Origin of the sequence: Mycobacterium paraffinicum (assembly GCF_025822865.1) — a bacterium.
Classification (GTDB): domain Bacteria; phylum Actinomycetota; class Actinomycetes; order Mycobacteriales; family Mycobacteriaceae; genus Mycobacterium; species Mycobacterium paraffinicum.
The window spans coordinates 1-20,999 of record NZ_JACKUR010000033.1 but is presented as its reverse complement, the minus strand read 5'-3'; the positions used below and the strand labels follow the sequence as shown (position 1 = coordinate 20,999).

At 69.9% G+C, this 20,999-nt stretch carries 23 protein-coding genes; 9 read left to right on the top strand and 14 right to left on the bottom strand.

Features of this window, described 5'->3' with window-relative positions; genetic code table 11:
• Positions 1-133: 133 nt before the first annotated feature.
• Positions 134-475: an ArsR/SmtB family transcription factor gene (locus tag H7J89_RS22695; RefSeq protein WP_264046944.1), complete on the top strand. Its 342-nt coding sequence runs from the start codon at positions 134-136 to the stop codon at positions 473-475.
• 1 nt (position 476) lies between these two features.
• Entirely contained in the window at positions 477-962 is a 486-nt protein-coding gene (locus tag H7J89_RS22690; protein WP_264046942.1) for an SRPBCC family protein, read from the top strand.
• A gap of 12 nt (positions 963-974) precedes the next feature.
• Here H7J89_RS22690 and H7J89_RS22685 read toward each other — a convergent pair whose 3' ends face one another.
• Complete coding sequence (locus H7J89_RS22685; protein WP_264046939.1) at positions 975-1,952, bottom strand: bifunctional riboflavin kinase/FAD synthetase; 978 nt, start codon at positions 1,950-1,952, stop codon at positions 975-977.
• A gap of 101 nt (positions 1,953-2,053) precedes the next feature.
• On the opposite strand from H7J89_RS22685, the gene mntR reads away from it, so the two are divergent.
• Positions 2,054-2,746: a manganese-binding transcriptional regulator MntR gene (gene mntR / locus H7J89_RS22680; protein WP_067199512.1), complete on the top strand. Its 693-nt coding sequence runs from the start codon at positions 2,054-2,056 to the stop codon at positions 2,744-2,746.
• Positions 2,747-2,863: 117 nt separating this feature from the next.
• Here the strand turns inward: mntR and H7J89_RS22675 are convergent, their stop codons facing one another.
• The 4 genes from H7J89_RS22675 to pptH all read right to left on the bottom strand — a co-directional run bounded on the left by H7J89_RS22675 (position 2,864) and on the right by pptH (position 6,621).
• Positions 2,864-4,054, bottom strand: coding sequence for a lipid-transfer protein (locus H7J89_RS22675; protein WP_264046936.1), 1,191 nt, complete (start codon positions 4,052-4,054; stop codon positions 2,864-2,866).
• A 79-nt stretch (positions 4,055-4,133) separates the two neighbouring features.
• A complete protein-coding gene (gene truB, locus H7J89_RS22670; protein ID WP_264046934.1) occupies positions 4,134-5,024 on the bottom strand; it encodes a tRNA pseudouridine(55) synthase TruB in 891 nt (296 codons plus the stop codon).
• The gene (gene pptT / locus H7J89_RS22665; protein ID WP_067199535.1) at positions 5,021-5,698 is read right to left on the bottom strand and encodes a 4'-phosphopantetheinyl transferase PptT; all 678 of its coding nucleotides are present in this window, start codon (positions 5,696-5,698) and stop codon (positions 5,021-5,023) included. The genes truB and pptT overlap by 4 nt, the downstream gene beginning before the upstream one ends.
• Entirely contained in the window at positions 5,695-6,621 is a 927-nt protein-coding gene (gene pptH / locus H7J89_RS22660; RefSeq protein ID WP_276042494.1) for an ACP phosphodiesterase PptH, read from the bottom strand. Before pptH ends, pptT begins: the two co-directional genes overlap by 4 nt.
• A 199-nt stretch (positions 6,622-6,820) precedes the next feature.
• Between pptH and H7J89_RS22655 the strand changes: the two genes are divergently transcribed.
• Positions 6,821-7,405 (top strand): DUF3558 domain-containing protein, encoded by a 585-nt coding sequence (locus tag H7J89_RS22655; RefSeq protein ID WP_264046929.1) that lies wholly within the window; start codon positions 6,821-6,823, stop codon positions 7,403-7,405.
• A gap of 28 nt (positions 7,406-7,433) precedes the next feature.
• Entirely contained in the window at positions 7,434-9,152 is a 1,719-nt protein-coding gene (locus tag H7J89_RS22650; RefSeq protein ID WP_264046927.1) for a CocE/NonD family hydrolase, read from the top strand.
• Here H7J89_RS22650 and H7J89_RS22645 read toward each other — a convergent pair.
• Together H7J89_RS22645 and H7J89_RS22640 are read right to left on the bottom strand one after the other, a co-directional pair.
• A complete protein-coding gene (locus H7J89_RS22645; protein ID WP_264046925.1) occupies positions 9,111-9,671 on the bottom strand; it encodes a DUF1802 family protein in 561 nt (186 codons plus the stop codon). The genes H7J89_RS22650 and H7J89_RS22645 overlap by 42 nt on opposite strands.
• Positions 9,668-9,937: a DUF2277 domain-containing protein gene (locus tag H7J89_RS22640; protein WP_264046923.1), complete on the bottom strand. Its 270-nt coding sequence runs from the start codon at positions 9,935-9,937 to the stop codon at positions 9,668-9,670. The genes H7J89_RS22645 and H7J89_RS22640 overlap by 4 nt, the downstream gene beginning before the upstream one ends.
• Before the next feature lie 43 nt (positions 9,938-9,980).
• Here H7J89_RS22640 and H7J89_RS22635 point away from each other — a divergent pair, with 43 nt between their 5' ends.
• On the top strand, positions 9,981-10,730 hold the full coding sequence (locus tag H7J89_RS22635; protein WP_264046921.1) for an enoyl-CoA hydratase: 750 nt from the start codon (positions 9,981-9,983) through the stop codon (positions 10,728-10,730).
• Positions 10,731-10,837: 107 nt separating this feature from the next.
• The gene (locus tag H7J89_RS22630; protein WP_264046919.1) at positions 10,838-11,422 is read left to right on the top strand and encodes a hypothetical protein; all 585 of its coding nucleotides are present in this window, start codon (positions 10,838-10,840) and stop codon (positions 11,420-11,422) included.
• A 77-nt stretch (positions 11,423-11,499) separates the two neighbouring features.
• Here H7J89_RS22630 and H7J89_RS22625 read toward each other — a convergent pair whose 3' ends face one another.
• The 6 genes from H7J89_RS22625 to rimP form a co-directional block, all read right to left on the bottom strand.
• Entirely contained in the window at positions 11,500-12,510 is a 1,011-nt protein-coding gene (locus tag H7J89_RS22625; protein ID WP_264046916.1) for a DHH family phosphoesterase, read from the bottom strand.
• A complete protein-coding gene (gene rbfA / locus H7J89_RS22620; protein ID WP_264046914.1) occupies positions 12,485-12,952 on the bottom strand; it encodes a 30S ribosome-binding factor RbfA in 468 nt (155 codons plus the stop codon). Before rbfA ends, H7J89_RS22625 begins: the two co-directional genes overlap by 26 nt.
• 51 nt (positions 12,953-13,003) lie before the next feature.
• Entirely contained in the window at positions 13,004-15,769 is a 2,766-nt protein-coding gene (infB, locus tag H7J89_RS22615) for a translation initiation factor IF-2 (RefSeq protein WP_264046912.1), read from the bottom strand.
• Positions 15,770-15,833: 64 nt separating this feature from the next.
• Positions 15,834-16,082: a DUF448 domain-containing protein gene (locus H7J89_RS22610; protein WP_308205141.1), complete on the bottom strand. Its 249-nt coding sequence runs from the start codon at positions 16,080-16,082 to the stop codon at positions 15,834-15,836.
• 175 nt (positions 16,083-16,257) lie between these two features.
• Positions 16,258-17,313: a transcription termination factor NusA gene (gene nusA, locus H7J89_RS22605; RefSeq protein ID WP_264046909.1), complete on the bottom strand. Its 1,056-nt coding sequence runs from the start codon at positions 17,311-17,313 to the stop codon at positions 16,258-16,260.
• A gap of 49 nt (positions 17,314-17,362) precedes the next feature.
• Positions 17,363-17,890: a ribosome maturation factor RimP gene (gene rimP / locus H7J89_RS22600; protein WP_264046906.1), complete on the bottom strand. Its 528-nt coding sequence runs from the start codon at positions 17,888-17,890 to the stop codon at positions 17,363-17,365.
• A 203-nt stretch (positions 17,891-18,093) separates the two neighbouring features.
• On the opposite strand from rimP, the gene H7J89_RS22595 reads away from it, so the two are divergent.
• Together H7J89_RS22595 and H7J89_RS22590 are read left to right on the top strand one after the other, a co-directional pair.
• Positions 18,094-18,630: a hypothetical protein gene (locus H7J89_RS22595; RefSeq protein WP_264046904.1), complete on the top strand. Its 537-nt coding sequence runs from the start codon at positions 18,094-18,096 to the stop codon at positions 18,628-18,630.
• Positions 18,627-19,073, top strand: coding sequence for a ferritin-like domain-containing protein (locus H7J89_RS22590; protein WP_264046902.1), 447 nt, complete (start codon positions 18,627-18,629; stop codon positions 19,071-19,073). Before H7J89_RS22595 ends, H7J89_RS22590 begins: the two co-directional genes overlap by 4 nt.
• 20 nt (positions 19,074-19,093) lie before the next feature.
• Here the strand turns inward: H7J89_RS22590 and H7J89_RS22585 are convergent, their stop codons facing one another.
• A complete protein-coding gene (locus tag H7J89_RS22585) occupies positions 19,094-20,842 on the bottom strand; it encodes a proline--tRNA ligase (RefSeq protein WP_264046900.1) in 1,749 nt (582 codons plus the stop codon).
• Positions 20,843-20,999: the final 157 nt, after the last annotated feature.

Below are 20,999 nucleotides of genomic sequence, written 5' to 3'. Positions count from 1 at the left end.
CGTACGTGGCCACCGCGGACTGCAGCGCACGCCATGGGGGGTGAGTCTATCAGCGGCTGCGATGTCCACCGAAATCGCAGGTCAGCACCCAGCACCCGGCAAACATACAACCATTTGGTTGTATGTTTGCCGGGTGACCGTTGACGAAGAGGACCGGGTGGACGCCCTCTTTCACGCGCTTGCCGACCGGACCCGGCGCGACATCATGCGCCGGACGCTGGCCGGGGAACACTCGGTTTCCTCGCTCGCCCTGAAATACGACATGAGCTTCGCGGCCGTGCAGAAGCACGTGGTCGTGCTGGAGAAGGCCGGCCTGATCACCAAACGCCGAAACGGTCGCGAGCAGTTGGCCAGCGGTGACGTGGCGGCGGTGCGGTCGGTCGCCGGCATGCTCACCGAGCTGGAGCAGGTTTGGCGGGGCCGCATCGCCCGCATCGACGAACTCATCTCGACCGACCCAACCAAGGAGGACTGACATGCCCGTCACCGACGTCAAGCATGACCCGGAGGCCCTGACGCTGACCATCACCGCCGACTTCGCCGCCCCGGTGCAGCGCATCTGGCAGATCTACGCCGACCCGCGCCAGCTGGAGAAGGTGTGGGGGCCGCCGTCGCATCCGGCGACCGTGGTGAGCCACAGCCTCACGCCGGGAAGCCGCACGACCTACTTCATGACCGGTCCGGACGGCGAGAAGTACGCCAGCTACTGGGAGATCACCGCCGTCGACGAGCCGAACAGCTTCTCGTTTCTCGACGGGTTCGCCGACCTGGACTTCAACCCGAACCCCGACCTGCCGGTCGCGGAGAACACCTACACCTTCACCGAGCACGGCGGCGGCACGCGCGCGATCTACGTGTGCACCTTCGGATCCGCCGAGGATCTTCAGCGAGTGCTGGACATGGGCGTCGTCGAGGGCTCCACGTCGGCGATCAACCAGATCGACGACGTCGTTGCTTCCTGAAGCTGCGGCAATTCAGTCCTGCGCCGAGAGCATCGTGCGCGCCCGGTCGGTGTCGTTGCCCATCGCGTCGATCAGTTCCTGCACCGAGTCGAACCTGCGCTGACCGCGGATGCGGGCGACGAAGTCCAGCGCCACGTACTGGCCGTAGAGGTCGGCGGTGGTGTCCAGGACGAAGGCCTCGACCGTGCGCGTGCGCCCGGAGAAGGTCGGGTTCGTGCCCACCGACACCGCGGCCTGGTAGCGCTCGCCCGGGACGACGGTGCCGGTCACCGGTCCGTGCCCGAGCAGGGTGAACCAGGCGGCATACACGCCGTCGGCCGGGATCGCCGAATACATCGGCGGCGCCACGTTGGCGGTCGGGAATCCCAGCTCCATGCCCCGCCCCTCGCCGCGGACGACGACGCCCTCGACGCGGTGCGGACGGCCCAGCGCCTCCATGGCCGCCACCACGTCACCGGCATCCACGCAGGACCGGATATACGTGGACGAATACGTCACGGTCTCGTTGCTCAGGTGCTCGCTGAGCAGCGACATCGACTCGACCGCGAAGCCGAATCGCTCACCTGCGCGCCGCAGGGTCTCGACGTTGCCGGCCGCCTTCTTGCCGAAGGTGAAGTTCTCCCCCACCACGACCTCGACCACGTGCAGGTGTTCCACCAGCAGCTCGTGGACGTAGCGCTCCGGCGTGAGTTTCATGAAGTCGCTGGTGAACGGCATCACCAGGAAGACGTCGATGCCCAGCTCCTCGACGAGTTCGGCGCGGCGGGTCAGCGTCGTCAGCTGCGCGGGATGGCTGCCCGGGTAGACGACCTCCATCGGGTGCGGATCGAATGTCATCAGCACGGTCGGCACGTTGCGGGCGCGCCCGGCCTTGACGGCATGCGCGATTATCTCCGCGTGGCCCCGGTGTACGCCGTCGAACACCCCGATGGTGAGCACGCATCTGCCCCAGTCCGTGGGAATCTCGTCTTGGCCGCGCCACCGCTGCACGACCGCAAGCCTACGGCCCGCCGCGGTCAGCCGGGAGATCCGTCGGCGCGAGGGTGTCGAGGAGCACACGATCAGGCTTGGGTTGCCTAAACTTTCTCGGTGTGAGGGCTGACGAAGAGCGTGGCGGTCTCACCGCGGTCGGCCAGGACTATCTCAAGGTCATCTGGAATGCCCAGGAGTGGTCCCGGGAGAAGGTCAGCACCAAGATGCTGGCCGAGAAGATCGGGGTCTCCGCGAGCACGGCCTCGGAGTCGATCCGCAAACTCGCCGAGCAGGGCCTGGTCGATCACGAGAAGTACGGCGCCGTGACCCTGACCGAGGCGGGCCGGCGGGCGGCGCTGGCGATGGTGCGCCGGCATCGGCTGCTGGAGACCTTTCTGGTCAACGAGCTCGGCTACGGCTGGGACGAGGTGCACGACGAGGCCGAGGTGCTCGAACACGCGGTGTCGGATCGGCTGGTGGCCCGCATCGACGCCAAGCTCGGGTTCCCGCAACGCGACCCGCACGGGGACCCGATTCCGGCCTCCGACGGGCAGGTGCCCACGCCGCCGGCCCGCCAGCTGTGGGCGTGCGGCGACGGCGACACCGGAACGGTGGCCCGGATCTCCGACGCCGACCCGGAGATGCTGCGCTATTTCGCCGACGTCGGCATCAACCTCGATTCGCGACTGCGGGTGCTGACCCGCCGGGAATTCGCCGGCATGATCTCGGTGGCGATCGAGGCCGGCGACGGCGCGGAGACGACGGTCGACCTGGGCAGCCCGGCGGCCCGGGCGGTCTGGGTGGTGGGCTAGCGGCGATCGCGAGCGCGGCGAAGCCGGGCGAAGCGGGTCGCCGCCATTGGGCTAGCGGCGATCGCGAGCGCGGCGAAGCCGGGCGAAGCGGGTCGCCGCCATTGGGCTAGCTCAGGGCTAGCGTTCGGCGCGCTGGTACGCGGTGACGACGGCCGCGCCGCCCAGCCCGATGTTGTGTTGCAGTGCGGCGCTGACGTTGTCGATCTGACGCTTGTCGGCGGTGCCGCGCAGCTGCCAGGTCAGCTCGGCGCACTGCGCCAGCCCGGTCGCACCCAGCGGATGCCCCTTCGAGATCAGGCCGCCCGACGGGTTGACCACCCAGCGTCCCCCGTAGGTGGTGTCGCCGTTGTCGATCAGCTTCGGCGCCTCGCCAGGGCCACACAGGCCGAGCGCCTCGTAGAGCAGCAGCTCGTTGGCCGAGAAGCAGTCATGCAGCTCGATCACCTGGAAGTCCTCCGGGCCGAGCCCGGCCTGGTCGTAAACCTGTTGCGCCGCTTGCACATTCATGTCATAGCCGATCAGGTTCTTGGCGCTCCCGTCGAACGTCGACGCGAAGTCCGTCGTCATGGCCTGGCCGACGATCTCCACGGCCCGGCCGGCCAGCCCATGGCTGTCGACGAAGCCCTCCGAGGCCAGGATCGCCGCGCCGGAACCGTCGGACGTGGGCGAGCACTGCAACTTGGTCAGGGGGTCGGAGATCATCCGCGCCGCCAGGATGTCCTCGAGCGTGTAGGACTCCTGGAACTGCGCGAACGGGTTGTTGACGGAGTGCTTGTGGTTCTTGTAGCCGATCTTGGCGAAATGCTCTGCGGTGCTGCCGTATTGGCGCATGTGCTCGCGACCGGCGGCGCCGAACATCCAGGGCGCGACGGGCATCGCGAACTCGTCGATCTCGGCCATCGCCTTGACGTGCTTGCCCATCGGCGATGCGCGGTCCTCGAAGCCGCCGCTCAGCGGGCCGGGTTGCATCTTCTCGAATCCGAGCGCGATGGCGCAGTCGACGATCCCACCGCGGATCGCCTGGGCCGCCAGGAACAGCGCGGTCGAGCCGGTCGAGCAGTTGTTGTTGACGTTGACGATCGGGATGCCGGTCATGCCCAGCTCGTAGAGCGCCCGCTGCCCGGACGTCGAATCGCCGGCGACGTAGCCGACATAGCCCTGCTGCACCTCGCGGTAGTCGATCCCCGCATCGGCCAGCGCGTTCGTCCCGGACTCGCGCGCCATGTCCGGATAGTCCCAGCCTTCCCGGCGGCCCGGCTTCTCGAACTTCGTCATGCCGACGCCGACGACGTAAACCTTGTTAGACATCTTTGTCCCTTTCCAACGTCCAGGCCCCCAGTGTGCAACTTAACCCCGCCGGCCCCTCGATGGGGACCCTCGAAGCCCGCTACAGCGTCGCGGGTTTGATCACAACCACCGATTTGGTGCGTGCGTCCTCGTCGCGCAGCAGTGCGATCACCCGGCCGGCGGCGTCGCAGGCGGCGTAAACACCGTCGATGCCGGCAGGCGCGAGCGCTCGACCGTTCGCCGCCGCCTCGGCCTCCCCGGTGGTCAGGTCGCGGCGCGGGAAGATCAGCAGGCACGCCTCATCCAGGGTCAACGACAGGCCGGGCCGCTCGGCCAGGTCGTCGAGCGAGCGGGCCTGCTGCAGGGTGAAGCGGCCGACCCGGGTGCGCCGCAGCGCCGTCAGGTGCCCGCCCACGCCGAGCGCGGCGCCGACGTCGCGGGCCAGCGCGCGAACGTAGGTTCCCGACGAGCAGTCGACCTCCACGTCCACGTCGACGAACTGGCCCTCGGGCCGCACATCGAGCACCTCGAACCGGTCGATGCGTACCGGCCGGGCCTCGAGTTCGACGGTCTGGCCCTCGCGAACCAGCCGATAGGCGCGCCGCCCGTCCACCTTGATCGCGCTGACCGCCGACGGCACCTGCTGGATGTCCCCGCGCAGGCCGGCGACCGCGGCCGCGATCGCCTCGCGCGTCAGGTGCGCTGCCGAGACGCTGTGCAGCACTTCCCCTTCGGCGTCCTCGGTGGAGGTGGTCTGGCCCAGCCGGATGGTGGCGGTGTACGACTTGGCGGCAGCCGTCAAGAGGCCGAGGATCTTGGTGGCGCGGTCGACGCCGATCACCAGCACGCCGGTGGCCATCGGATCCAGCGTCCCGGCGTGCCCCACCCGGCGGGTGGCGAAGATGCGGCGGCAGCGCCCCACCACGTCGTGGCTGGTCATCCCGGCCGGCTTGTCGACGACAACCAATCCCGGACCGGGCCCCGCGCTCATAGCACGATGGCGGTCAGCACCAGTCCCCGCTCGACCGACCACCGGCCCCTCAGCGCGGTCAGCGGTGGGCCATCGAGGGTCTGCCCGTCGATCAGGATCTTGGACACGAACACCCCGGTGGTCTCCCCGTCCGGCGGGTCGAGGTCGAACACGATGTGGGCGTCCTCGAAACCCAGCCAGCGCTTGGTCAACGGGAACCAGGCCTTGTACGTTGCTTCCTTGGCGCAGAACAGGATTCGGTCCCAATGCAGGCCGGCGGGCAACGTCGTCATCTCGTGTCGCTCCTCGGGCAGGCTGATCGCGTTCAGCACGCCGTCCGGCAGCACGTCGTGCGGCTCGGCGTCGATGCCCACCGAGCGCACCGCTTCGGTGCGGCCCACGACCGCGCCGCGATAGCCGGTGCAGTGGGTGAGGCTGCCCACCACGCCGTCGGGCCAGCACGGTTCGCCCTTCTCGCCCTTGAGGATCGGCACCGGCGGCAGGCCGAGCTCGCCCAGCGCGACCCGGGCGCAGTGCCGGACGGTGACGAACTCGTTGCGCCGCTTGGCAACCGACTTGGCGATCAGCGGCTCCTCCTCGGGCAGGGGAACCAGGTCGGGCGGGTCGGAGTACAGCTCCGAATAAGCGAGCTCGCCCATGTCGGGCAGCACCGAGGAAACCAGCTTGTCCGTCATCGTGATTGCCGCTGCCGCAACCGTTCCCGGAACTGCGCGGCCTGCTGCCGCACCTCGGGAGTGATCTCGAAGTGGCCGCCGAAGTCGTTGAGGTAGCCCGGGGCGTATTGCGGGTCGGGCAGCACCTGGCGCAGCCAGCTGTGCGGCTTGCGGCGCCGCCACTCTCGCGGATATCCCACCGACACTTCCTCGAAGCGCACGTCGTCGTACCAGGTGGTGCGCGGAATGTGCAGGTGACCGTAGACCGAACAGACCGCGTTGTAGCGGGTGTGCCAGTCGGCGGTCTTGGTGGTCCCGCACCACAGCGAGAACTCCGGGTAGAACAGCGCGTCGCAGGGCTCGCGGACCAGCGGGAAATGGTTCACCAGGACGGTCGGCGTCATCCAGTCGAGTTGCTCGAGGCGGGTCCGCGTGGTGGCGAGCCGCTCCTGGCACCACGCTTCCCGGGTGGGGTACGGCTCCGACGACAGCAGGAATTCGTCGGTGGCGACCACGTTGCGCTCCCGCGCGATGGTCAGGCCCTCGGCTTTGCTCGCCGCCCCCTCGGGCAAGAAGCTGTAGTCGTAGAGCAGGAACATCGGCACGATCGTGGCCGGGCCGCCGCGCTCGGTCCACACCGGGAAGGGATGCTCGGGCGTGACGATGCCCATCTCGTCGCACATGTGGACCAGGTACTCGTAGCGGGCCCGCCCGAAGACCTGCACCGGGTCCCGCGTCGTGGTCCACAACTCGTGGTTGCCGGGCACCCAGATCACCTTGGCGAAGCGCCGGCGCAGCAGGTCGAGGGCCCAGCGGATCTCGTCGGTGCGTTCGGCGACGTCACCGGCGACGATCAGCCAATCGTCCGGCGAGGACGGGTGCAGCGACTCGGTGACCGGCTTGTTGCCCAGGTGACCGGTGTGCAGGTCGGAGACGGCCCACAGCGTCGGTTGCCCCCCATTGGTCGATTCGTGCCCCGCATTTTGACCAGCCACGATTAACCAGCCTAATGATCCGCGGTGCGGGGCCGGTTGGGGCCGCGCCTTGCTCGCCGGCATTGGAACGTGTTCTTGTTTATCGGTGACCGTGCGCAAGGCGACTTGTACACTCCCGGCAAGGGCCAGGGAGCCGTCAGGGGGTGTCGTGTTCGCCAAGGTGCGTCTGATCGGGGCGATCGGTGCCGTGGTCGCCGCGGCCATCGCCGGCACGGCCGGGTGGCAGGGCGCCGCGCCGGGGCCCACCGGGGGCGGGCGCGTCGAGCTGCGCTCGACCGCGGCGCCGATGGAAACCACGATGAAGAGCCCGATCGTGGCGACCACCGACCCGCGCCCGTTCGATGCGTGCGAGGACATCCCGTTCGACGTCATCCAGCGGCTCGGGCTGGCGTTCACACCGCCCGAGCACGAAGACGGCCTGCGGTGCCACTTCGACGCGGGCAACTACCAGGTGGCCGTCGAGCCCATCATCTGGCGCACCTACGAGGAGACGCTGCCCCCCGACGCCGTCGAGACCACCATCGCCGGCCACCGCGCCGCGCAGTACTGGGTGCTCAAGCCGACGTATCACAACAGCTACTGGTATTACTCCTGCATGGTCGCGTTCAAGACCAGTTACGGCGTGCTGCAGCAGGCGCTCTACTACTCGACCGTCTATTCCAATCCCGAGGTCGACTGCATGTCCACCGACCTGCAGCGGGCCAACGACCTCGCGCCTTATTACAAGTTCTAACGTCCGCGCGGGTCTTAACCTGGGCACCGTGAGTATCACCTCGACGCGACCCGCCCAGCCCACGCTGCACGCACTGCGACACCTCGGCGGCAAGGCCGTGGGCCGGCTGCTGGGCCTGCCGCCGGCGACCACCGAGTACACCGTCGAGCGCGTCCCGGTGCCCATGCGCGACGGGGTGGAGCTGGTGGCCGATCACTACACGCCGGACACCGCCTCCCCCGCCGGCACCCTGCTGGCGCGGGGGCCCTACGGGCGCTCCTTCCCGTTCTCCCTGGTGTTCGGCGCGCTGTACGCGGCCCGCGGCTACCACGTCGTGCTGCAGAGCGTCCGCGGCACGTTCGGGTCGGGCGGGGATTTCGAACCGATGGCCAACGAGGCCGCCGACGGCGCCGACACGGTGGCCTGGCTGCGCGGGCAGCCCTGGTTCACCGGCCGCTTCGCCACCATCGGGCTGTCCTACCTCGGGTTCACCCAGTGGGCCCTGATGACCGATCCGCCGCCGGAACTGGCCGCGGCGGTCGTCACCGTGGGGCCGCACGATTTCAACGCGTCGGTGTGGGGCACCGGCTCGTTCGCGATCAACGACTTCCTGGGCTGGAGCGACATGGTCGCCCACCAGGAGGACCCGGTGCGCGCCCGGTCGGCGCTGCGCCAGCTGCAGAACCGCAGCCGGGTGACACAGGCGGCCCTCGGGCTGCCGGTGGGCGACACGGCCCGGGCGCTGCTCGGTGCGGGCGCGCCGTGGTTCGAGTCGTGGGTCGAGCACACCGACCCGAACGATCCGTTCTGGGACGCCCTGCGCTGCGGCGACGCGCTGGACCGCGTCGACGTGCCCGTGCTGCTGATCGGCGGTTGGCAGGACATCTTCGTCAGGCAGACGCTGCAGCAGTACGCGCATCTGCGCGGCCGGGGCGTCGACGTCGCGCTCACCATGGGCCCCTGGACGCACACCCAGCTGCTCACCACCGGGTTGAGCACCTGCACCCGGGAATCGCTGGATTGGCTGGGCACCCACCTCGGCGGCGCGCCCGCCCCGCAACGGCCCGGCCGGGTCCACGCGTATGTCACCGGCCAGGGTTGGCGCAACGTGGCCGACTGGCCGCCCGCCACCACCGAGCGCGCGCTGTATCTGCGGCCCGGCGGCCACCTCGGTGAGACCGCGCCGACGGACCTGGCGCGGCTGGCGCCGGCGTCGTTCCGCTACGACCCCGCCGACCCGACACCCACCACGGGCGGCCCGTTGCTGTCGCCGAACGGCGGGTACCGCGACGACAGCCGGCTCGCGTCGCGCGACGACGTGCTGGCCTTCACCAGCCTCACCCTCACCCACGACCTGTGCGTCTACGGGACGCCGGTCGTCGAGCTGGCGCACGGCGCCGACACTCCGCACGTCGACCTCTTCGTGCGGGTGAGCGAGGTCGACGCCAAAGGACGGTCGAAGAACGTCAGCGACGGCTACCGGCGGTTGCGGACCGCCAAGAAGTCGTCGAAGGGGACCGTCCGCGTCGAACTCGACGGCATCGCCCACCGCTTCCGCGCCGGCTCCCGCATCCGCCTGCTGATCGCCGGCAGCTGGTTTCCCCGCTACGCGCGCAACCTGGGCACCGACGAGCCGATTCTGACGGGCCGACAGTCCGAACCTGCCACCCACACCGTCCGCTACGGGCGCTCCCGGCTGCTGCTGCCCGTCGGCCCGCTCGACCTGTCAGCCAACGGCGCGGCGGACGCGGGCGGCGACCTCGGCTAGCGACGCCTCGTCGTGCACCGGCGGGGCCAGCGGCGCCCGCATCGGCAGCTCCACCCAGCTCTTGCAGCCGCCGTAGTCGGGCGTCCGGGTGACCTCCACCGGCTCGGCCAACGGATGCACCGACACCACCAGCACGGCGAGCTTGTGCCTGGGGCGGAAGTCGAGCCGGTCGGCGCGGATCGACTCGGCGGTCCAGATGTGCAGGTCCTCGATTTCCGCCAGCCGACCGGGTTGGTTAACCGCCACGGCGGCAACGACTTTCGCTGCTGCCCGGATCACCAGGCGGTCCTCGGTGCTGTCGGCGGCGGCCGCCTCCAGCAGGTCGCGATGCTCGGGCCGCACGCGCTCCGCATGGCTGTGCGCGACCGTGGGGAACAGCAAGAACTCGGACGCGGCCAGCTCGAACCGCTTCTCCCCGATGCCGCCCTTGCGCAGCAGCACCCGCTGGCGACCGTCCAGCAGGGCATGCACGGCGGCGCTCCACTCCTTGAGGGCGGGCGTGGTCGCGGTGAGCGTCATTGCGCCCCGGCCAGCCGGGCGAGCACCTCGGGCCTTCGCAACGGCGGGACGGTCTTGGGTGGTTGACGCCGCGGGGGCAGCGCCGCCAACAACCGCGTCGTCGTCTCGGTGACCTCGGCAACCGCCGCCTCGAAGGCGTCTGCGTTCGAGGCCGAGGGTCGGGTGATCCCGCTGACCTTGCGCACATACTGGCGGGCCGCCGCCGCGATCTCCTCGGCGGTGGCCGACGGTTGCAGCCCGCGCAACTCGGTGATGTTCCGGCACATGCCTCAACGATAGGCGCGGCCGGCGACCCTTTACGGTGATCCCATGAGCGACGACATCCTGCTGATCGAAACCGACGAGCGGGTGCGCACCCTGACCCTCAACCGGCCGCAGTCCCGCAACGCGCTGTCTTCGGCGCTGCGGGATCGGTTCTTCGGGGCGCTGGCCGAGGCGGAAACCGACGACGCCGTCGACGTCGTCATCGTCACCGGCGCCGACCCGGTGTTCTGCGCGGGCCTGGATCTCAAGGAGTTGGGCGGTTCCTCGGCGCTGCCGGACATCTCCCCGCGGTGGCCACCGCTGAGCAAGCCGGTCATCGGTGCGATCAACGGCGCCGCGGTGACCGGCGGGCTGGAGCTTGCGCTGTACTGCGACATCCTGATCGCCTCGGAGAACGCCCGTTTCGCCGATACTCACGCCCGCGTCGGCCTGCTGCCCACCTGGGGGCTGAGCGTGCGGCTGCCGCAGAAGGTCGGCGTCGGCCTGGCCCGCCGGATGAGCATGACTGGGGACTACCTGTCGGCCACCGATGCGCTGCGCGCCGGGCTGGTGACCGAGGTGGTGCCGCACGACCAGCTGTTGCCCGCCGCCCGCGCAGTGGCGGCGTCGATCGTCGGCAACAACCAGGACGCGGTGCGCGCGCTGCTGGCGTCCTATCACCGGATCGACGACTCGCAGACCAGCGCGGAGCTGTGGCTGGAAGCCATGGCGGCCCGCCAGTTCCGGACCAGCGGCGACGACATCGCCGCGAACCGCGAAGCGGTGCTGCAGCGGGGACGGGCGCAGGTCCGCTAGCCGCGGCGGCCTGGAAAGGGCCGGCGTTGGGCCTGGTCATCGGCGTTATGTCACTTCTTTTGCCGCTGGCTTGTGGGTGAACTGAGGGCAACCAATACGATCAGCTGATGCGTTTGGTCGTCGACGTCATCGGGAGGCTGCTCGCGTGCGCCGTGGCGCTCGCCGCGGCGGCCCTAATCGCGGGTCCCGCGCCGCTCGCGGCCGCGCAGCCGCCGGCGGGATTTCCCAACCTGGACGGTTTCACGCCCGTCCCGGCGGACGGCTACGTCACCAGCAGCGGTCCGACCACCCCGCCGCGGATCAGTTTCTCCACCCCGTACACCCTGGCCTGCGACTTCTATGGCGGACCGGCTCCCGCGCCGCAGCCGTCACAGGACATCAAGTGCAAGGGCGACATGCCCGGCATCGACGACGTTCCCGTCCTCGGCGGGCGCCCGCACCCGGGCGATTGCCTGGTGGGTTCCGCCGAGTTCAAGGGACCGGGCTACCAGTTGAGCCGCATGTCCTACGGCGGATGCGACGGCAACCCGGCCGCCCTGCCGCCGGGTGGCAAGTTGTTGGGCGCGGGTCAGAAGCTGACCTACCTGAACGTCACGTGCGCCGTCGGAGCCGACAACCTCGTCGCCTGCCTGGACACCACCAGCGGAGACCACGGGTTCGTGCTGCAGCGGGCGGGCAGCTGGGCGTTCTAGCCCCGCCCGGCGACGCAGCAGCTCGCGCAGCGAGGTGCGGTGGGGGTACCACCCGCCTGCGGGGGAAAGTCGGGCAATCAGCCCAGGGCCGCACGCAGCGACGCGACCGCGTCGTCGATCGGCCCGCTCGTCGAATAGCCGGCGGCCAGCCGGTGGCCGCCCCCGCCGAACGCGGACGCGACCGCCGCCAGGTCCACGTCGGCCTTGGCGCGCATGGACACCGACCACTGCTGCGGGTCGACCTCCTTGAACACCGCGGCCACCTCGGCCTGCTGCGTGGTGCGCACGATGTCGACGATGCTTTCGACTTCCTCGGGGCGCGAAGTGACCCAATCCTGATGTCCGACAATGGCATACACCAGCCCACGGCCACCGGCCGCCTCGGGCAGCAGGTGCGCCGAGCCCAGCACGCGTGACAGCAGCGGCAGCCAGGTGAAGGGATGGCTGTCCATCAGCGTCCGGCTGACGGCGGCGTTGTCGACGCCGGTCTCCACCAACCGGGCCGCCAGCCGAAGCGCGCGCGGGGTGGCCCAGCGGAACGACCCGGTGTCGGTCGTCAGCCCGGCGTAGATGCAGTGCGCGACGTCCGGTTCGATCGGCTTGTCCCACGCGTCGAGGATGTCGGCAATCATCATCGTGGTCGAATCCGCCGACACGTCAACGAAGTTCGCGGTCCCGAACAGCGCGTTGGAGGCGTGGTGGTCGATCACCAGCGACTCGCGGCCGGGACCGGTTAGATCACTCAACGCGCCCAGCCGCTTCACGCTCGGAACATCCACGGTGACAACCAGATCCACGTCGCGCCGCATCTCGTCCGCACCGACCAGCAGGTGACAACCGGGCAACGACGACAGCGACTCCGGCAGCGTCGCCGGCTCGGCGAAACCGACCTCGACGCGTTTGCCGCACTTGTCCAGCACCAAGGCCAGCGCCAGGCCCGCGCCGATGGTGTCGGCGTCGGGGTGGACATGGGCGACCACCGCGATAGTCGCGGCGCCGGAGAGCAATTCGACCGCGCCGCGGGCGTCTACGCGTCCCCCGGCTCCCGCGGCGCGGGCCAGCTCAGTCTTCGCGTCGGTCGTCGTCACCGGTGTCCTCGTCACTTGACCCCCGGTAGGGATCGGCCTCCCCGGCCGGCTTGGCCCCGGAACGAACCCGCGCCAGATCCGCGTCGGCGGCGCGGGCACGCGCCAGCAACTCGTCCATCCGCGCCACGGTGTCCAACGTGGTGTCGCGGGTGAAGGTCAGCGTGGGCGTGAAGCGCACGCCGGTGCCCGCCCCCACCAGGGTGCGCAGCGCGCCTTTGGCCCGTTCCAGTGCGGCCGCCGCGGCGGCGTAGTCCGGCTCGTCGTCCAGGGTGCGGCCCATCACGGTGTAGAACACCGTCGCGTCGTGCAGGTCGGCGGTGACCTTCGTGTCGACGATGGTCACCCCGTCCAGGCCGGGATCCTTGATCTCGAACTCGATCGCCGAGGCGACGATCGTGTTGATGCGTTTGGCCAATCGGCGCGCCCGGGCCGGGTCAGGCATTTTGATTCACCGCCTCCTCCTCATCACTTCGTTCTGCATCGTCGGCGGTGGTCAGGCGCGCTCCTTCTCGACGAGCTCGTAGGACTCGATGACGTCGCCCTCCTTGATGTCGGAGTAGCCCAGCGTCATACCGCACTCGAAGCCCTCGCGGACCTCGGTCACGTCGTCCTTCTCCCGTCGCAGCGAGTTGATCGTGAGGTTCTCGGTGACCACGACGTTGTCCCGCAACAGGCGGGCCTTCGCGTTGCGCCGCACCACCCCGGAGCTGATCATGCAGCCGGCGATGATGCCCACCTTCGAGGACCGGAAGATCGCGCGGATCTCGGCGCGACCCAGCTCCTTCTCCTCGTAGATCGGCTTGAGCATGCCGCGCAGGGCCTTCTCGATGTCGTCGATCGCCTGGTAGATGACCGAGTAGTACCGGATCTCGACGCCCTCGCGGTTGGCCAGCTCCGTCGCCTTGCCCTCGGCGCGCACGTTGAAGCCGATGATCACCGCGTCCGACGCCGACGCCAGGTTGACGTTGGTTTCGGTGATGCCACCGACGCCGCGGTCGATGACGCGCAGTTCGACCTCGTCGTCGACCTGGATGCCCATCAGGGCCTCCTCGAGCGCCTCGACCGTACCGGCGTTGTCGCCCTTGAGGATCAGGTTCAGCTGGCTGGTTTCCTTCAGCGCCGAGTCCAGGTCCTCCAGGCTGATCCGCTTGCGCGACCGGGCCGCCAGCGCGTTGCGCTTGCGGGCGCTGCGCCGGTCGGCGATCTGGCGGGCGATGCGGTCCTCGTCGACGACCAGGAAGTTGTCACCGGCGCCGGGCACCGACGTGAAGCCGATGACCTGCACCGGCCGCGACGGCAGCGCCTCCTCGACGTCGTCGCCGTGCTCGTCGACCATGCGGCGGACGCGACCGTAGGCGTCGCCGGCCACCACCGAGTCGCCGACGCGCAGCGTGCCGCGCTGCACCAGCACCGTCGCGACCGGGCCGCGGCCGCGGTCCAGGTGCGCCTCGATCGCCACACCCTGGGCCTCCATGTCGGGGTTGGCCCGCAGGTCCAGGGCGGCGTCGGCGGTCAGCAGCACCGCCTCTTCGAGCGCCTTGATGTTGGTGCCTTCCTTGGCGGAGATGTCGACGAACATCGTGTCGCCGCCGAAATCCTCTGCAACCAAGCCGTATTCGGTGAGCTGGCCGCGGATCTTCGCCGGGTCGGCGCCCTCCTTGTCGATCTTGTTGACCGCCACCACGATCGGCACGTCGGCCGCCTGCGCGTGGTTGATGGCCTCCACCGTCTGCGGCATCACGCCGTCGTCGGCGGCGACCACCAGGATCGCTATGTCGGTGGCCTTCGCGCCGCGGGCACGCATGGCGGTGAACGCCTCGTGACCCGGGGTGTCGATGAAGGTGATCGGCCGTTCGGTGCCGTCGAGGTCGACGGACACCTGGTACGCGCCGATGTGCTGGGTGATGCCCCCGGCCTCGGCCTCGCGCACGCTGGCGTTCCGGATGGTGTCCAGCAGCCGGGTCTTACCGTGGTCGACGTGACCCATCACGGTCACCACCGGCGGCCGGGTCTGCAGGTCTTCCTCGGTGCCCTCGTCCTCGCCATAGGTCAGGTCGAAGGATTCCAGCAGCTCGCGGTCCTCGTCCTCCGGGCTGACCACCTGGACGACGTAGTTCATCTCGCTACCCAGCAGCTCGAGCGTCTCGTCACCGACGGACTGGGTGGCAGTCACCATCTCGCCGAGGTTGAACAGCGCCTGCACCAGCGAGGCCGGGTTGGCGTTGATCTTGTCGGCGAAGTCGCTCAGCGACGCGCCGCGGGCCAGCCGGATGGTCTCGCCGTTGCCGTGCGGCAACCGCACGCCACCGACGACCGGCGCCTGCATGTTCTCGTACTCGGCGCGTTTCGCCCGCTTGGACTTGCGACCACGCCGGGGCGCACCGCCGGGACGGCCGAACGCACCCGCGGCGCCGCCGCGCTGACCGGGACGACCGCCGCCGCCACCGCCACCGGGACGGCCGCGGAAACCTCCCGCGCCGCCACCCCCGGGCGGCGCGCCGACTCCGCCGCCGCCGCGGTAGTTTCCGCCGCCGCCGCCGCCGTCACGGCCGCCGGGACCGCCGGGACGACCACCGCCGGGTCGCGGGGCGCCGGGCCGGGCCGGGCGGCCCTGACCTGCGGCACCGCCGGGACGGGGCGGCATGTTGCCGGGCGAGGCGCCGGGGCGGGCGCCCCCGGGCCGGGGCGCCCCGGGGCGGGGCACCGGGCGCGGGATCGGCCGGTCGACGGGTTGTGCGGAAGAGAACGGGTTGTTGCCGACGCGCGGGGTGCGGACGCCGGGCTTCGGCGCCGGACCCGGGCGCGGGCCCGGCGTCATCCCGGTCTGGGGGCCGGGCTGGCCGGCCGGCTGCCCGGGGGCGGGCGCCGTCGGCTGTCCGGGTGCGGGGCGGCCGGGCACCGGGCCGGGGCGCGCCGGCGCTTCCGCGGGCGCGGCCGGGGCCGCTTGGGCGGCGGCGGTCGCCGTCCCGCCTGCGGCTTCGCCGTTGGCCTCGCCATTGCCGATGGCCTTGTCGAGTGCCTGGTCAAGCGATTTGTCCGGGCCCTTGGCCGGAGCCTTGGCGGCCGCCTTGGCCGCCGTTTTCTGGGGAGCCGGCTTGCCGCCCCCGAAGGATTCGCGCAGTCGACGAGCGACCGGCGCCTCCACCGTTGACGATGCGGATTTTACGAATTCGCCCTGTTCATTCAGCCGGGCGAGAACTTCCTTGCTGGTAACACCGAGTTCCTTGGCCAACTCGTGTACGCGGGCCTTACCTGCCACTACATCTCCTGTCTAAGAGGCGACAGTCGTGGGGCCGCGCCTCGGGTTTAGCTATGACGCATGGTCATCGGGACTTCACGGTGTGCTCATGTTCTTTGCTACCTGTTCTGTTGCCGTGCAGGTCGAGCGCTTCCACGTGCTCGACCAGCGCGGATGTGTCCGGTGGACGGTCGATGCGCAGCGCTCTGGTGAGAGCCCGCCGCCGAATCGCCTGTTGCACGCACTGCGGTACGGGATGCAGCCACGCACCCCGCCCCGGCCGGTTGGCCCTGGTGTCAACGATCACGGCATATTCACCGTTCCCGTCCGACACCGCCACCACGCGAAGCAGTTCGACGGCCAGCTCTCGCTTCCGGCACCCGACACACGTCCGAACAGGTCCGTCCACACGTCTGTGCGCCCGGGCCGAAGGCTCACGCTGGATCATGGCTCAGTCTAGCGTCACTTATCCGATGGTCAGAACCGCCCAACGGTGCGCGCGGGATCCGCTACCGGTCGTGCGCCATCCCGTGGGTGGCCCCGTGTTCGGGGTGGCTCTCCGAATGCGACTCCGACGCCCCCGGCGTATCGCCGCGGATGTCGATGCGCCACCCGGTGAGGCGCGCGGCCAACCGCGCGTTCTGGCCCTCCTTGCCGATGGCCAGGGACAGCTGGAAGTCGGGAACCACCACGCGCGCGGCGCGGGCGTTCGGGTCGATGATCGAGACCGAGACCACCTTGGCCGGCGACAGCGCGTTGGCCACGAAGCGGGACGGGTCCTCGTCGTAGTCGATGATGTCGATCTTCTCCCCGGAAAGCTCGCTCATCACGTTGCGGACCCGCTGGCCCATCGGGCCGATGCAGGCCCCTTTCGCGTTCAGCCCGGGAACGTTGGACTTCACCGCGATCTTGGAGCGGTGGCCGGCCTCCCGGGCCACCGCCACGATCTCCACCGACCCGTCGGCGATCTCGGGGACTTCCAGGGAGAACAGCTTGCGGACCAGGTTGGGATGCGTTCGGGACAGCGTGATCAGCGGCTCCCGGGACCCGCGGGTCACGCCGATGACGTAGCAGCGCACCCGGTTGCCGTGTTCGTAGCTCTCGCCGGGCACCTGTTCGGCCGCCGGGATCACGCCTTCGGAGGCCTTTGTCTCGGTGCCCATCCGGACGACGACCAGGCCGCGGGCGTTGGCGCGGTTGTCCCGCTGAATGACGCCCGCGACGATCTCACCCTCGCGGGTGGAGAACTCACCGTAGGTGCGCTCGTTCTCCGCGTCCCGAAACCGCTGCAGCATGACCTGACGGGCGGTGGTGGCGGCGATGCGGCCGAAACCCTCGGGGGTGTCGTCCCATTCGCTGATGACGTTGCCGTCCTCGTCGGTCTCGCGGGCGACGACCTTGACGACGCCGGTCTTGCGGTCGATCTCGATGCGCGCGTCGTTCTGGTGGCCCTCGGTGTGCCGGTAGGCGGTGAGCAGCGCCGACTTGATCGTCTCGAGCAGCTCGTTGACGGAGATGCCGCGATCCACCTCGATGGCGTGCAGCGCGCCCATGTCGATGTTCATCAGCGCCGCTCCTCTTCATCGCTACGCTCTGCATCGTCGCCGGCGCGGTTCATGCTCCGGCCTCCGTCCTGTCGGCCTGGCCCGCCAGGTCCAACTCCGCTTGGGCTGGGGGCGAAAACTCCACCTGGACAACGGCTTTGGCGATATCGGCGAGCGGGAGCTCGCGCACCCGGTAGTCCCGTCCTGCGCGGACCACCAGCGCGACGGTGTCACCGCGCGTCTCGCCGACGCGACCGGTCAGTCGCGCACCGTCCGCGAGGACGACGTCGACCTTGCGGCCACGGGCGCGACGGAAATGCTTTGCACTGGTCAGCGGGCGGTCCACGCCCGGCGAACTCACCTCGAGCACATAGCGGTCCGCGACCTCGTCGAGGCCGTCCAGCAAAGCCGACGCCGAGCGCGACAGCGTCGCTATGGTGTCCAGGTCGAGCGCTTTGTCACCGTCGGCGACGACCATGATCCGCGGCGGGCGCGTCCGGGCGTCGATGACCACGTCTTCGATCTCGTATCCAGCGCGCGCGAACTCGTCACCGAGTAGCTCGATCACCTGCGTCTGCGAAGGTAGCCCGGTGGTCACGGCGAGCTCCTCATCTTGAGTTGTTCGGTCAGCTGGAGGGCGTCGCCGCCCCGTTGCCCTGCGGGCGGCTCCAGTGTCCTGGCGGAACGCGAAGGCTGCCGTTCCGCGAGAGCAGCTATCAACGATACGCCAGGAATCGCGTCTGACGGCCGGATCGCGTCCTGGCTTCGTACCCACCCCCGCACCGATGGCAGGATGTGTTTGTGTCTAGCGCATTTCCGGTCGTCAACCGGCGGGGCGTGCTCGCCGGCGGCGCGGCTCTGGCTGCGCTCGGGGTGGTGACCTCCGCCTGTGGCGAGTCCCCGCCCAAGCAGCCGTCCGTCGAAGAGCTGCTGGGGCCGCTGGACCAGGCTCGCAAGGACAGCGCGCTGGCCGGTGCCGCCGCGGCGGCCGTCGGCAACCCACCGCAGATCGCCGCCGCGCTGACGGTGGTCGCGAGTCAGCGCGCCGCGCACGCCCGCGCCCTGTCCACGGAGATCTCGCGGGCCGCCGGCAAGATCACCGCCTCCTCGACCAGCGAGACGACAACCCCCAGCCCGAGCCCCGCCGAACCGGCGGGGCCGCCGCCGCCTCCCCCGCCGGTGTCCGACGTGATCAACGCCTTGCGCGCCTCCGCGGACAGCGCCAGCCGACTGGTGGCGGGCGAATCCGGCTACCGCGCGGGGTTGCTCGCCTCGATCATCGCGTCCTGCACCGCGTCGTACACGGTCGCCCTGGTGCCCGGGGGCCCGTCGATATGAGCTCCGGCAAGGACGCGGACAACGCGGCGCTGTGCGACGCGCTGGCCGTCGAACACTCGACGATCTACGGCTACGGCATGGTCTCGGCGTTGTCGCCGCCCAGCGTCAACGGCCTGGTGGTGGAAGCCCTGTCCCAGCACCGCCAGCGCCGAGACGACGTGATCGCGATGCTGACCGCCCGCAAGGTCAACGCGCCGGTCGCCGCCCCCGGCTACCAGTTGCCGATCCTGGTGGGCAGCGCGGCGGATGCGGCGCGGCTGGCGGCGCGGATGGAAAACGATGGCGCGTCGGCCTGGCGCGTGGTGATCGAGCACGCCGAGACGGCCGACGACCGCGCGTTCGCCGCCACGGCACTGACGCAAAGCGCGGTGATGGCCGCCCGGTGGAACCGGGTGCTGGGCGCCTGGCCCATCACGACGAGCTTCCCCGGCGGAAACGACTAGCGGCGCAAGAGTTTTCAGCCCTACCCGGTCAGGGCCGCCACGACGTCGGTGGCCAGCGACGGCCCGGTGGCCAGCTCGCGCGTCTGTCCGCTGAAGCGGTCGCGCAGCTCCACCACGCCGTTGCCCCAGCCGCGACCCACCACCAGGATCCATGGCACGCCCAGCAACTCGGCGTCCTTGAACTTGACCCCCGGTGATGCTTGACGGTCGTCGAGCAGCACCTCGACGCCCAACCGGTCCAGGTCGGCGGCCAGCGCGGTGGCCCCGGTGCGGGCGTCCGCGTCCTTGTTGGCGATCACCAGGTGGACGCCGAACGGCGCGATCGAAGACGGCCAGCGCAGGCCCAGCTCGTCGTGGTGCTGCTCGGCGATCACCGCCACCATCCGCGACACCCCGAGTCCGTAGGACCCCATGGTCAGCCGCACCGGCTTGCCGTCCTCACCGAGCACGTCGGCGGCGAACGCGTCGGTGTATTTGCGGCCGAGCTGGAAGATGTGCGCGACCTCGATGCCCCGGGCCGCCACCAGCGGGCCGGCGCCGTCGGGAGACGGATCGCCGTCGCGCACCTCGGCGGCCTCGATGGTGCCGTCGGCGGTGAAATCCCTGCCGGCCACCAGGCCGACGACGTGCCGGCCGGGCTCGTCCGCCCCGGTGATCCAGCTGGTGCCGTCCACCACCCGTGGGTCGACGAGGTAGCGAACGCCGTTGTCCCGCAGTGCCTTCGGGCCGATGTAACCCTTCACCAGGAATGGGTATCTGGCGAAGTCGGAGTCGTCGAGCAATGCATAGTCGGCCGGTTCCAGCGCGGCGCCCAGCCTCTTGTCGTCGACCTCGCGGTCGCCCGGCAGGCCGATGGCCAGCAGCTCCCACTCGCCGCCGGGCCGGCGCACCTTGAGCAACACGTTCTTCAAAGTGTCCGCGGCGGTGACCGTGCGGCCCAGGCCGGCCGCGTTGGCCCAGTCCACCAGGGTGGCGATCGTCGGGGTGTCGCCGGTGTCGTGGACCACCGCCTCGGGCAGTCCGTCCACGGGCTTGGCCTCCGGCCGGGCGGTGCTGACCGCCTCGACGTTGGCCGCATACCCGGATTCCAGGCAGCGCACGAAGGTGTCCTCGCCGACCGGACTTTCGGCCAGGAACTCCTCGGACGCGCTGCCGCCCATCGCCCCCGAGACCGCGGACACGATCACGTAGCGCACCTGGAGCCGATTGAAGATGCGCTGGTAGGCCTCGCGATGCGCGTGATAGGCGGCCTTGAGTCCGGCGTCGTCGATGTCGAACGAGTAGGAGTCCTTCATCAGGAACTCGCGCACCCGCAGGATCCCCGCGCGCGGCCGCGCCTCGTCGCGGTACTTGTTCTGGATTTGATAGAGCAGCACCGGAAAGTCTTTGTAGGAGCTGTATTCGCCCTTGACGGTCAGCGTGAACACTTCTTCGTGCGTCGGCCCCAGCAGGTAGTCGTTGCCGCGGCGGTCCTTCAAGCGGAAGACGCCGTCGCCGTATTCGGTCCACCGGTTCGTCGTCTCGTACGGCGCGCGCGGCAGCAGGGCGGGGAACAGGATCTCCTGCCCGCCGATCGCATTCATCTCCTCGCGGACGATGGCCTCGATCCTGCGCAGCACCCGCAGGCCGAGCGGCAGCCAGCTGTACAGCCCCGGCGCGATCGGCCGGACATAGCCGGCCCGAATCAGAAGTTTGTGGCTGGGCACTTCGGCGTCAGCGGGATCGTCGCGCAACGTGCGCAAGAACAGCTCGGACATCCGGGTGATCACAGCGGGCCAGCCTAACTTGTCAGGGGTGGGCGCCTAGGAGCCTGCTGAATTAATCCCGCGTGGCGGGGTGGGTTGTGCTGGGGTTTTCGGGATGATCAGTGGGTGCAGGGTCGTTCTGATGATCAGCGTGAGTTGTTGGATGCCGAGTCGGTGGCCG